11 protein-coding genes are annotated in these 11,909 nt (G+C 71.6%); 5 read left to right on the forward strand and 6 right to left on the reverse strand.

Features of this window, described 5'->3' with window-relative positions; all coding sequences use genetic code 11:
• The first annotated feature begins 8 nt into the window (after positions 1 to 8).
• Both QFW96_RS03285 and QFW96_RS03290 read left to right on the forward strand, forming a co-directional pair.
• The gene (locus tag QFW96_RS03285; protein WP_281453967.1) at positions 9 to 971 is read left to right on the forward strand and encodes an ABC transporter substrate-binding protein; all 963 of its coding nucleotides are present in this window, start codon (positions 9 to 11) and stop codon (positions 969 to 971) included.
• A 239-nt stretch (positions 972 to 1,210) separates the two neighbouring features.
• The gene (locus tag QFW96_RS03290) at positions 1,211 to 1,639 is read left to right on the forward strand and encodes an HIT family protein (protein ID WP_281453968.1); all 429 of its coding nucleotides are present in this window, start codon (positions 1,211 to 1,213) and stop codon (positions 1,637 to 1,639) included.
• Positions 1,640 to 1,711: 72 nt separating this feature from the next.
• On the opposite strand, the gene QFW96_RS03295 is transcribed toward QFW96_RS03290, so the two are convergent.
• Both QFW96_RS03295 and QFW96_RS03300 read right to left on the reverse strand, forming a co-directional pair.
• The gene (locus QFW96_RS03295; protein WP_281453969.1) at positions 1,712 to 2,986 is read right to left on the reverse strand and encodes an alpha/beta hydrolase; all 1,275 of its coding nucleotides are present in this window, start codon (positions 2,984 to 2,986) and stop codon (positions 1,712 to 1,714) included.
• A 371-nt stretch (positions 2,987 to 3,357) separates the two neighbouring features.
• The gene (locus tag QFW96_RS03300) at positions 3,358 to 4,269 is read right to left on the reverse strand and encodes a glutaminase (RefSeq protein ID WP_281453970.1); all 912 of its coding nucleotides are present in this window, start codon (positions 4,267 to 4,269) and stop codon (positions 3,358 to 3,360) included.
• 65 nt (positions 4,270 to 4,334) lie between these two features.
• Between QFW96_RS03300 and QFW96_RS03305 the strand changes: the two genes are divergently transcribed.
• Positions 4,335 to 5,123: an SDR family oxidoreductase gene (locus QFW96_RS03305; RefSeq protein WP_281453971.1), complete on the forward strand. Its 789-nt coding sequence runs from the start codon at positions 4,335 to 4,337 to the stop codon at positions 5,121 to 5,123.
• A 54-nt stretch (positions 5,124 to 5,177) separates the two neighbouring features.
• Here the strand turns inward: QFW96_RS03305 and QFW96_RS03310 are convergent, their stop codons facing one another.
• Positions 5,178 to 5,792 (reverse strand): hypothetical protein, encoded by a 615-nt coding sequence (locus tag QFW96_RS03310; RefSeq protein WP_281453972.1) that lies wholly within the window; start codon positions 5,790 to 5,792, stop codon positions 5,178 to 5,180.
• A 288-nt stretch (positions 5,793 to 6,080) separates the two neighbouring features.
• On the opposite strand from QFW96_RS03310, the gene QFW96_RS03315 reads away from it, so the two are divergent.
• Positions 6,081 to 6,953, forward strand: coding sequence for a universal stress protein (locus QFW96_RS03315; RefSeq protein ID WP_281453973.1), 873 nt, complete (start codon positions 6,081 to 6,083; stop codon positions 6,951 to 6,953).
• Between the two features lie 10 nt (positions 6,954 to 6,963).
• Here QFW96_RS03315 and QFW96_RS03320 read toward each other — a convergent pair whose 3' ends face one another.
• A complete protein-coding gene (locus QFW96_RS03320; protein ID WP_281453974.1) occupies positions 6,964 to 8,121 on the reverse strand; it encodes an epoxide hydrolase family protein in 1,158 nt (385 codons plus the stop codon).
• Positions 8,122 to 8,203: 82 nt separating this feature from the next.
• Here QFW96_RS03320 and QFW96_RS03325 point away from each other — a divergent pair, with 82 nt between their 5' ends.
• A complete protein-coding gene (locus tag QFW96_RS03325) occupies positions 8,204 to 8,776 on the forward strand; it encodes a CGNR zinc finger domain-containing protein (RefSeq protein ID WP_281453975.1) in 573 nt (190 codons plus the stop codon).
• A gap of 176 nt (positions 8,777 to 8,952) precedes the next feature.
• On the opposite strand, the gene QFW96_RS03330 is transcribed toward QFW96_RS03325, so the two are convergent.
• Together QFW96_RS03330 and QFW96_RS03335 are read right to left on the reverse strand one after the other, a co-directional pair.
• Positions 8,953 to 10,005: a hypothetical protein gene (locus tag QFW96_RS03330; RefSeq protein ID WP_281453976.1), complete on the reverse strand. Its 1,053-nt coding sequence runs from the start codon at positions 10,003 to 10,005 to the stop codon at positions 8,953 to 8,955.
• Entirely contained in the window at positions 10,002 to 11,804 is a 1,803-nt protein-coding gene (locus QFW96_RS03335; RefSeq protein WP_281453977.1) for an HSP90 family protein, read from the reverse strand. Before QFW96_RS03335 ends, QFW96_RS03330 begins: the two co-directional genes overlap by 4 nt.
• Positions 11,805 to 11,909 lie beyond the last annotated feature (105 nt).

Raw genomic sequence — 11,909 nt, forward strand, 5'->3', positions numbered from 1 at the left:
GGAACCCGGTGTTGTCCTCCCTCCCCGCACGCCTCGCCGTGCTCGTCGCCCTGCTCGCCACCGTCCTCCCGCTCGCCGCCTGCGGTTCGGGTGCGGACAAGCCGGTGCTGAGGGTCGGCGACCAGACCGGCGAAACCGAGTCCCGCCTGCGCGCTGCCGGACTCCTCGACGACCTGCCCTACGAGATCGAGTGGGCCCGCTTCCCGGCCGCGGCCAACCTGCACGAGGCGCTGCGCGCCGACGCCGTCGACATCGGCTCCGCCGCCGACTCCCCGACGGTCGCCGCGATCGCCGGAGGCTCGCCGATCAAGGCGGTCGCGGCCTGGAACAACGGCGGCAAGGGCACCTACGTCCTGGTCCCGAAGGACAGCCCGATCCGCACGCTCGCGGACCTCAAGGGCAAGCGCATCTCGCCCAGCACCCGAGGCAGCGTCGCCCACTACCTGGTCCTCGGCGCGCTCAAGCAGGCCGGGCTCAGCGAGTCCGACGCGACGCTGAACTACCTGTCGCCGACGGACGCCAGCTCCGCGTTCTCCACCGGCAGCATCGACGCCTGGGCCACCTGGGGCGTCTACGCGGCCCGAACCCGGGGCGAGCTCGGCGCCAGGGTCCTCACCGACGGCACGGGCATCAACAGCGGCCTCAGCGTCCTGTCCGCCACCGACAAGTCCCTCACCGACCCCGCCAAGCGCCGGGCCGTCGCCGACTTCGCCGACCGGGTCGACCGGAGCTACACCTGGGCCCAGCGGAACCCCTCGGCGTTCGACGACTGGTACTCCGGCTTCGCCCGCCAACCCGTCGAGATCGCCGCCCAGATCCGAGCGGAACAAACGTCCTACCGCCGAATCCCGGTGGACGGCGCCTTCGCCGACCAGCTCCAAACCACCTACGACACCTGGACCCGTGCAGGGGTCCTCCAAGGCCGGAAGAACCTCCACGACTACGTGGACGGTTCCCTGCAAAATCCCTGACCCGCCATGCGGTGACGGATTGCTCCCGTAAGCAGGGGTCCGGATTACGGGAGCAATCCGCCCTCGCCCGCGTTCACGGACCGAACATCCCGCCCGGGAATCGTCAGGCCGATGCCGATCAGGAGCGCGGGCAGCACGACGTGACCCCAGCGCGACATCACGGGCCGGGTGGCGAAGTGCCGCCCCGCGGCGGGAGCAGCCCCGGGATGGCCCGGGATCGGACCGATAGCCTCGGGCGCATGAGTGATGCGTGCGTGTTCTGCGGGATCGTGGCCGGTGAGCTGCCGAGCGTGAAGGTGGCCGAGGACGAGACGACGTTGGCGTTCATGGACATCCACCCGGCCTCGGACGGGCATCTGCTGGTCACCCCGAAGCGGCACAGCCAGGACCTGTTCGACATCCCCGCCGACGACCTCACCGCCGTCACCCTCGCCGGTCAGCGCATCGCGAAGGTGGCGGCGGAGGAGTTCGGAGCCGACGGCGTCAACCTCCTCAACTGCTGCGGCTCAGCCGCCTGGCAGTCGGTCTTCCACTTCCACCTCCACGTCATCCCCCGTTACCGCGACAAGTCCCACGACACCCTCACCCTCCCCTGGAAGCCCCACGTCCCGGGCGACGCGAACCTCCTCACCGACCTCGGCAACCGCCTCTCCAACGCCCTCAACTAACCCCCGGTGTCGAAAACCCCGGTTTTCGCGCGATGAGAACCGGGGTTTTCGACGGGAGGACCCACGAACGGGTCACGGGGGCAGGAGGTCGGGGATGAGCCTGGTGAGGTCGGGCAGGGTGTCCGCGGCCGTGCTGGGGCGGGCGGTGCACGTGGCGCGGTAGGGGGCGGCGTTGGCGCCCGTGGTGCCGAGGGCTTGGTCGGCGAAGTGGGCGATGGTGTCCGAGGTCTGGTGGGAGTTGCGGTGCAGGGCGGTGTTGTGACCGGCGTCGGGGATGACGGCCGCGCGCAGGCAGGCGTGCGGGTGGAAACCGGGGGCCTCGTAGTCGGCGAGCGCTGAGCCCGCGCGTTCGAGCTCCTCGGGCGCGGCGTGGACGTCGGCGGTGGTGCGGCACGAGGACCCGCCGGGGCCGCAGGCGAAGTCGTCGTGCCGGCCGTTGATGAGGAACGTCGGGATGCGGATCCCCTTGTGCGTTCCGTCGTACTCGCGGCTCAGGGCGAGGGGCTCGGTGGCGGTCATGGGGTTCTGCAACCGGTCATCGACGTCGAGCATCGCGGGATCCGTGCCGGGCTCGTGGAAGAAGGGCAGCTGCGGACGGGTTCCCTGGCGCGAGGCGAGATAGCCGGGATCGGCCTTCCAGGGCGCCGGCGGCAGCACGGGGTGCAGCGCTGCGGGCAGCATCGTGGACAGCAGGTTCACGCCCTGTTCGAGCCGGAACCTGTTGCTGTAGCCCGTTCCGATGACGAGATCGGCGTCGTTGTGGAGCGCGCTCTCCAACCAGACCACGGCCGTGCCGTAGGAGTGACCGACGAGACCGACTCGGGGGTACCGCGTTCCACCGACATCACCGCCGCGGAGCCGGGTGATGAGCTGGTGGACCGTCTCCGCCGCCGCGTCGGGGGTGATGAGCGCGCTCAGCGGGTGACCGCTGCGACCCGCGCCGACCCGGTCGATGTTGAGCGTCGCGTACCCGTGCTCGACCAGGCGGTTGACGGTCGAGTACCTACCGGGCTGGAACGGCGGGTCCCAGTACCAGGTCCCGTAGGTGAGCCCGTGCACGAGCAGCAGCACAGCGGGCGGCGCACCACCGGCCGCCGCGCGGGCCCGCGCGGCCTCGCTCATGCACAGCTCGGCGTGGATCGTGCTGGGCACCGACGGTTCCGGCAGCGCGGGCACGGTGCTCGCGGGCACGGTCACCGCCGGGAGCCGCACGGGCAGCTCACCGACGAAGGGGCAGGTCTTGCCGGACGACCGGGTCGGTGTGCCGAAGTCCCGCGCGTCCTCGACAGCGGGACCGGCAGCGGCCGACGGGACGATCGCCGGCACGGCCAGGACAGCGGTGATCATCGCGAGAGCGCGCCCCCACGACCTCCTGAACGCACGCATGACTCCCCCGAGAATTGAGCGTGACCGGGTGGGCGAACGACCGGATGAGGTCGTTCGCCCACGAGTGCTGGGAACGGGCCGCGGAAGTGCGGCGAGAACGGCAGGTCGCGGCGCCGGACCGCGTGTCAGCGCCTGGAGTTCAGCGCGCGGTCAGCGACGTATGAGGTCGGAGTTGTGGATGCGGAACCTCGTGCTCGCGCGCGTCGCGGCCATGACCCCTCCCGCTCGTCATCCGGCGGAGTCCGCGTCGAGATCGGTTGAGCCTCTGCGGCTTCGCTGGTGAGCGACATTCTCATGTGGACTCGACCGCGCCGCCACTCGAAGATCGCGAGTCAGAAGATGGACCACCCGGTGAGGGTGGTGAAGTGGTCGAGCGCAGCGACCCCGGCGACGGAGTTGCCCCGGGCGTCGAGCCCCGGGCTCCACACGGCGATCGCGCATCGGCCCGGCACGATCGCGAGGATCCCGCCACCGACCCCGCTCTTGCCGGGAATGCCGACCCGGTAGGCGAATTCGCCTGCGGCGTCGTAGGTGCCGCAGGTCAGCATGATCGCGTTGATCCGCTTGGCCTGCCTTCGGGTGAGCAGCTCGGAGCCGTCCCGGCGGACGCCGTGCGCGGCGAGGAACCGCCCGGCCAGGGCAAGATCGCGGCAGCTCATCCCGATCGAGCACTGCCGCACGTACTGGTCGAGCACGGTGGGGACCGGATTGCGCACGTTGCCGTAGGAGGCCATGAAGTGGGTCAGCGCGAGGTTGCGGTCCCCGTGCGCGACCTCGGACTCTGCCACCTCCTCGTCGACGCGCAGGCCCGGGTTGCCGCTCTCGGCGCGCAGGAACGCCAGCAGCTCCTCACCGGCATCGCCCACCCGGGAGATCAGCTCGTCGGTGACGGTCAGCGCACCGGCGTTGATGAACGGGTTCCGCGGAATCCCCCGTTCGTGTTCGAGCTGGATGAGAGAGTTGAACGCGTTGCCCGACGGTTCCCGCCCGACCCGGTTCCACAACGTCCCGTCACCGCGGGACAGCACGAGCGCGAGGGTGAACACCTTCGAGATGCTCTGCATCGAGAACGGCGTCTCCCAGTCACCGGCCCCGCGCACGCGCCCTTCGAGATCGGCGACGGCGATGCCGAAGCGGGCGGGGTCGACCCGCGCCAGCGCGGGGATGTAGTCCGCGACCACCCCGGAGCCGCGCAGCGGCGCGACCTCCTCGACGACACGCCCGAGCACCTGGTTCCACTCCACGAGCAACGATCATCGCACCACCGAGGTCCACAGGGGACCGCGGCGTGCACCGAAGGAGGACGACGATGAGCCTGCGGGGACGCACCGCGCTGATCACCGGGGTCAGCAGGGTCGACGGGATCGGCGCCGCGGTCGCGCGCCGGCTGGCCGCGATGGGCGCCGACCTGGTGCTCCACCACCACCGCCCGCACGACACCGACCAGCCGTGGGGCGCCGACGACCTCGACCGGGTGCTGGACTCGATCCGCCCCCACCTGACCGGAGGCGCGACCTTGACCGATCTACCGGGCGACCTCGCGGCTCCCGGCGCACCCGAAGCCCTCGTCCGCGAGGCCGGGCCGCTCGACGTGCTGGTCTGCAACCACGCCCGCTCCGGCGGCGACGGCACCCTGGCCGACATCACGCTCGACGAGCTCGACGGGCACTGGGCGACCGACGCCCGCTCGGTCCTGCTGCTCACCAAGGCGTTCGCCGCTCAGCACGAACCCGCTCGCCCCGGGGGCAGGGTCATCTGGATGACCTCCGGGCAGCAGCAGGGGCCCATGCCCGGCGAGGTCGCCTACGGCGCGGCCAAGGCCGCCCTGGCCGGCATCACCCCGACGGTCGCCGACGAGCTCGCCGACCAGGGCATCGTCCTGAACACCGTCAACCCGGGCCCGGTCAACACCGGTTTCCTCAGCCCGGGCATGGGCATCGACGACGCGACCCTCGACTCCCTGCGAGAACGCTTCCCCGGCAAGCGATTCGGCACCCCGGACGACCCGGCCCGCCTGATCGCCTGGCTGGTCTCCGACGACGGCGAATGGGTCGTCGGCCAAGTCCTCAACACCGAAGGAGGCTTCCGCCGCGGGTAGACGTCGACGTCCGGCCCGTGAGCGGGTCAACGGGCCGGACGGAGGCGTGCGCGGTCAGGGTGCGCAGGTGCCCGGGTCGAGGTTGAGCAGCGGGTCGTCCGCGGGCACGTCCGAGAACGGCGCCCTGGTCCACTCGCTGATCGAGTTGCCGGTCTGGATCAGCCACGACGTGGTTCCGTCGTAGGTCTCGGACTCGAAGTCGTACTGCGCGCTGACGATGCGCAGCATCGGCCCCTTGCCCGATTCCTCGCACTGGTAGCCGGAGCGGGCGCTGATCCCGCCGCCCTCGTAGAAGGTGAACGGTTCGCCGCCGCTGTCGACGGCCACCACGCCGATCGCCGGGTCGTACTTGAACAGCTGGAAGTGCTGCGTGTTCGCCCCCGTCACCGTGGTCACGGCGACCTCGGCGGCACCGTCCCGGTTCACGTCGGTCACCCGCGGCGGCTGCGGCGCCTGCAGCTGAGCGGGCGCGGTCGTCTCCACCGGCCCCTGCGGCAGGTCGAACGTGATCGACTGCGTCGACTCGTCCAGCAACCGCACCGTCACGGCGTTGGCGGTGCCGTCACCGTCCACGTCGGCGTAGACGGTCTGCGGCTCCCCCTGAGCGGAGGCCACCGGCCCCGCGACCGCAGCCCCGGCACCCGCCAGCGCCACGACCCCGAGCAACACCTTCCCCTTGCGAATCATGAGTCCCCCCAGATCGATTCGAACCACCAGTCCCGGCCCGGCTTCACGCGGGCCTGCCCACAAGACGTCCGGGACCCGCCCCGCGTTGCCCACCCGACCGAAAGTGGGAGCGGACCCGGCCCGGGTCAGGGCGGGCCCCCTCGTCCGCGGGTACGCGTGCGTGGTGCGGCGCGTCCGGGGAGGGGTGGTGCTGGTCGGCCCGGAGGAACGAGTGGAGTTTGCCGGTCCGTTTCGCCGGGTACGCAAGAGCCCGGACCAGGGGGAACGAGGATGTCTGACCTGAGCAATGCGATCGTCGTGGGTGTCGACGGGTCCGATCAGGCGCTCAGCGCGGTGACCTGGGCGGCGAAGGTGGCTTCGGCCCGCGGCCTGCCGCTGCACCTGATCTCGTCGACCGAGCCCTACTTCCGCGGTCCCTACGGCGCGGCCGCCGCGGTGGCGCCCGAGGCGTTCAGCGAGATCGACGAACTGGCCCGCACCCGACTGCGCATCGCCGCCAAGCGCGCGGCCGGGGCCGACGCGGCCCTGGAGGTGACCACCGAGTTCGTGCAGCAGCAGCCGATCCCGCTGCTGCTGCGCCTCGCGGAGAGCGCCCGGATGCTCGCGCTCGGCACGTCCGGGCGCGGCGGATTCACGGGCATGCTGCTCGGCTCGACGGCCGCCTCCGTCGCCGCCCACGCGGCCTGCCCGGTGGCGGTGGTGCGCCCGCCGAAGTCCCCGGACGGCCCGGTCGTGGTGGGAGTGGACGGCAGCGCGAACAGCACCGACGCGCTCGCCGCCGCCTTCGCCGAGGCCTCGTGGCGCCGGGTGGCGCTCGTGGCCGTGCACGCCTCCCGCGACTACGAGCCCTCGATCCGCGAGGTCGGCCTCGGTCGCACCGAACCGGACCCGCAGGAGCCCGAGCTCGTCCTGGCCGCGAGCCTCGCGGGCCTCCAGGAGCAGCACCCCGACGTGCCGGTCGAACGCGACACCGCCAACAGCAGGCCCCGGGACGCGCTGCTGGACTGGAGCGCTCGCGCCCAGCTCGTCGTGGTCGGCAGTCGAGGGCGAGGAGGTTTCCTCGGCATGCTCCTCGGCTCGACCAGCCAAGCCCTCCTCCAGCACGCGCACTCCCCGGTCCTCGTCGTCCACCCCACCCGCTGAACGGGCCCGATCACCCGGCCGCCAGCACGGCGGAGAGGCCGTCGCGGAGGTCGTCGACGAAGTACCCCGGTACCTCCAGCGACGGGAAATGGCCCCCGGACGTCGGTTCGTTCCACCGGACGATCCGGCGGTACCGCTGCTCCGCCCAAGGACGCGGGCACTTCTCGGTGTCGCGGGGGTAGATCGTGATCGCCGCCGGGACGTCGACCCGCAGGTCGGGGTCGAGCGAGTTGTGGCTCTCGTAGTAGATGCGGGCCGCCGACGCGCCGGACCGCGTCAACCAGTAGAGCGTGACGTCGTCCAGGACCCGGTCCCTGGAGATCGTCTCGAACGGGCTGCCCTCGGTGTCCGACCACTCGGCGAACTTGTCGAGAAGCCAGGCCAGCAGCCCGACCGGCGAGTCGACGAGCGAGTACCCGATGGTCTGCGGCCGCGTGGCCTGCTGCTTGGCGTAGGCCGCGCGGCGGTGCCAGAAGTCGTGGGTCTCCTCCGCCCACCTGCGCTCGGTCGCGGTCAGCCCGTCCGTCGTCGAATCGGGCGTGCCCGCCGCGAAGGTCGAGTGGATGCCGAGCACGTGCTCGGGGAACCTGCCGCCGAGCACGGTCGTGATGTTGCCGCCCCAGTCGCCGCCGTGCGCCAGGAACCGGTCGTGGCCGAGCCTGCCCATCAGCTCCACCCACGCGGCCGCGATCTTCTCGGTCCCCCACCCGGTGGTGGTCGGCTTGTCGCTGTGGCCGAAGCCCGGCAGCGACGGGGCCACGACGTGGAACGCCGGCGCAGCCGGGTCGTCCGGGTCCGCCAGTTCGTCGATCACGTCGACGAACTCGGCGACGCTGCCCGGCCACCCGTGAGTCACCAGCAGTGGAACGGCATCGGGTCGCGGGGACCGGCGGTGCAGGAAGTGGATTCCCAGGCCGTCGACCGTCGTGCGGAACTGTCCGATCCGATCGAGGCGCTGCTCGAACGACCGCCAGTCGTACCCGGTGCGCCAGTGGTCGATGACGTCGACGAGGTCGGCGAGCGGAACGCCCTGCGCCCACCGGTCCTCGCCGCGGACGGTTTCGGCCTCCGGTAACCGCGCGGCGGCGAGCCGCGAGCGCAGATCGTCGAGATCGGCATCGGTCGCGCGGGCCTCGAACACCTGAACATCGCTGGGCTGACGGGACATGAGAGCCTCCTGGCCATCGAAGAACCGGCTAAGACGGTTCTAGCATCCGCCGCGGCGACCAGCAACCGGCTAAGCTGGTTCCATGCCCGCTGAGTTCCCCGACTTCCGCCTCGGCACCGAGCTGGCGACCAGCTTCACGGCGACCCTGACCGAGCGCTCCGGTGACCCGGTGGAGCGCGTCCCGACCCCGCAGCGACTCCTCGACTGGCTGGCGCTGCACGACCTCGCCGCGAACTCCTGCTCCGCCGCGCAGCTCGACCGCGCCCGAGAGCTGCGGGAAGCGATCCACGCCGCCGCGACGGCGGCCGCGACCGGAGGCCCTCTCCCCGCACCCGCCCTCCAGGTGATCAACGACAGCAGCGCTCAGGGACGGGCTGCGGCCGTCCTGACAACTGGGGGCGAAAGGCGTTGGCAGCTGGGATCTTCGTCCGTCGAGGACGCACTCAGCGTGATCGCCGCCGACGCGGTCGAGATCATCGCGGGCGAGCGGGCCGGGAGGCTCGCCCTGTGCGCCTCGCCGACCTGCCGAGCCGCCTTCTTCGACACCAGCCAGAGCCGCAGCCGCAAGTGGTGCGACATGAACACGTGCGGGAACCGCCAGAAGAAGGCGCGCTTCAACGCCAACCGCCGCAAGAGCACCCGCACGACGAAGTGACCCGGCGGCACAGCGGCCAGGCCCGGCTCCGAGGCGTCCTCCGAGCGGACAGTTTTAGCCATAATTGACCGGACATTTCGGACATTGATCATGGGTGATTATGGCTAAAACTGTCCACTGCCAACCACCATTGTCACGGTGCTCGGGCAGGCGAACCCGCCCCGCACCGTCACCGGTCAGGCGTCCGCGAACCAGCGTCGCTCGAGAAGTGCGCTGTGATGCCCGGTTCCGTTGCGGGCGTCGTAGGCGCGGGCCCGCTCGCGGGCCTCGGCACGCCGCCGCTCGCCGTGCGCGCCGTCACCGCGCAGCAGGTGGAAGCGCGCCACCGCGGCCAGATCCTCGATCGCGTCCAGCGTGGTGAGGTCGAGGTTCTCCTCGGCGACGTCGACGATCTCCCGCGCGCTCGGAATCGGCGCACCGTCGGTCGCGCGCACCATCGCCCACACCGCGCACCGCCGGGCGACCGCGTCGAGCTCCTGCCCGTCGATGGCCGCCGTCAGCGCTTTCCACGCGTCGTCGGTCTTGCCGCACACCGCGAGGTAGCCAGCGCGGTCGACCTCGATCGTCATGATGCGGTGCGGTGCGCCCACCATCCCGGGGACGCGCACGTCGAGCTCGCGCAGCGCTTCCGCTGCGTCGAATGCCCCCGTGATGGCGCTCATCAACCCGATCGTCATGGCCTTATCCGGTGCCCACCAGTCCGATCCCTCGGCCAGCCACCGATCCATCCAGTCCTCGGCGGCGTCCCGCTCACCGGTGTGCGCGTGCCAGTACGCGCGGGCCACGGCGAGTTCGGGGGCGCCGTGACCGGATCGCCGGGTCTCGTGGTCGAGCTGGTTCAGGAAACCTTCGACGGTCGCGCGCGGCACCCCCGGATCGTCGAGCATCGCCGAGAGCGGTTGGACCACCATCGCCGACATGGCCTCGGCCGTGTTCTCCGGGATCTCGTGCCTGCGCTGCTTCAGCAGCTCCATCGTGGGCACGAAAAGCCGGAACCCCTCGGCGTGCGCGCCGCGCTCGAACACCGAGAACAGCTGGAACATCCGCGCCGACACCATGTGCAGGGCGGAGTCGAGCCGCGCTGCGTCGGCGTACAGCGCGTCGAGGATTCGCTCCTGCTCGGGGCCCGGTTCCATCGCCGCCGCTGCGAGGTAGTTGTCGTTCACCCGCTCCAGCTCGGCGACCTCGTCCTCGCTGAGCCGCGCGAGGTACTCGTCGAACTCGTTCACGGCCTTCCTCCTGCCACGTCGGTGCTGGTCGCTGCGGTGATGAGGGTGCTGAGGCTGTCGCCGAGCAGCAGGTGGTCGTCATCGCTGAGCGCCTGGCCGGTGTGCAGGCGCCCCAGCACGGACAGCGCCCGCACCGCGTGCGCGGCGACGTCGTCGGGCAGCGCACCGCCGAGAGCGCGGACGGCGGGCGAGGCCACGTTGAGCACGAGACGCGGGCCGGCGGGTTCCCAGCGCGCGGCGATTCCGCCGAGAACCGACCCCCAGCCGCTGCTCGCGGCCGAGTCCGGGTGCCACGCGTCGTCCGGGGCGAGTTCGAGCGCGGCCACGGATTCGACGCCGAGGTCGACCACCTGCGCCCGGTGGCCGGGCAGCGCTGAGGCCACGAGCCGCTCGATCGACGCGACCAGGCCCGGGTCTGCGGCGGGCGCCGCGGCCTCGACGAACGCCTCCAGGTCGAGGTGGCGCACCGACACGTCCACATCGGACTGGTCGAGAGCGGCCAGCAGCTGCGGTTCGTGGACGTGGCAGGCGTCGATCAGGACCAGGTCGTGGTGGCGGGCGAGCGGCGCGAGCGCCCGGAACTGCGGGGCGAACAGCACCGGGTGCAGCACCCGGGCAGGCGGCTCGGTGTCCGTGCCCGCGACCAGCTGCCGCAGCGTCCGCTCACCCCGGGACGTGCCGAAACGCAGGTGGTCGTACATGAACGCGAACATCGTCGGGTCGGTGAGCGCCATCGCCCGCAGCCCCACGGCGTGCGCTTCGACGAACCTCCGGAACGTGTCCGGGTGCGAGCGGGCCAGCTCCTCGACGTGCCGCTGGATCTGCTCGCCGACGGCCGCGGCCGCCTCCCGGACCAGCTTCGTGTCCTGCAGCGACTCCCGCGATGCGGTCAGCGGCAGCGTGCCGGCGTCGACGATCAGACGCGCGAAGTACGCCCAGTCGGGTGCCAGCTGGGTGTTGTCGTCGGCCACGAGCATCCCTCGGGCGTGGACCACGTCGCCGCCGCGACGAGCCGAGGCGGTCTCCTCCGGTGTCACGAAGGCGACGCCCCGCACGCCCAGCAGCGGCACGTCGATGCGCACCGTGGTGAGGGGGTCGAAACCGAAGGTCTCGACGCACAGCCGGGCCCTGGTCTCGGCGTCGAGGTCTTGCGGCGCGGTCGCGGTGCTCACCCGCACCGGGACGCCCGCGGCGTCGACGACGTCGACGGGCGTGTCGAGGTAGCGGGCGAACTCCCTCGCCACCCGGACCAGCCGACGCGGGGTCGCCCACGCCCGCTCCTCCGGCCGCGGCCGGACGATGATCCGCGATCCGGGTTCGCGCAGGGCTTCCGGCGCCTCGGTGATCTCGTAGGTCCCGTCGCTGGAACCCACCCACCGCACCGTGGGAGCGTGGTCGGTCTTCGCGCTGCGCGAGATCACCTCGACCGCGTCACCGATGAGGAAGCACGACAGCAGCCCGATCCCGAACCGGCCGAGGAAGTCCTGCTGCGCCCGCTCCAGGTCGGCGCGCTTGGACGACGCGCCGATCGTCGCCAGCAGCGCCCGCATCTCGCCCGCGTCGAGCCCGATCCCGTTGTCCGCGACGACGATCGCTCCGTCCTCGACGGACACCTGGATCAGTCCGGGAGCATCGGCCGCACCCCGCGCCACGACGGCGTCGCGCGCGTTCTGCAGCAGCTCCCGCAGGAACACGCGCGGACTCGAATACAGGTGCTGGGACAGGATTTCCACGACACCGCGCAGATCGACCTGGAACAGCTCAGTCCTACCGCCCGCACCCGGGCTCGCCTGGTTCACGCGGCCCAGCCTAGATGCCGCACCCCGCCGAGAAGCCGGTTTTGCCGCAGAAGGCGAGCGGCCACCCGGCGGACAGGGCCTCCAGACTCGCGTCTCCGCGACCGC

It is taken from the genome of Saccharopolyspora ipomoeae (assembly GCF_029952525.1).
Classification (GTDB): Bacteria; Actinomycetota; Actinomycetes; order Mycobacteriales; family Pseudonocardiaceae; genus Saccharopolyspora; species Saccharopolyspora ipomoeae.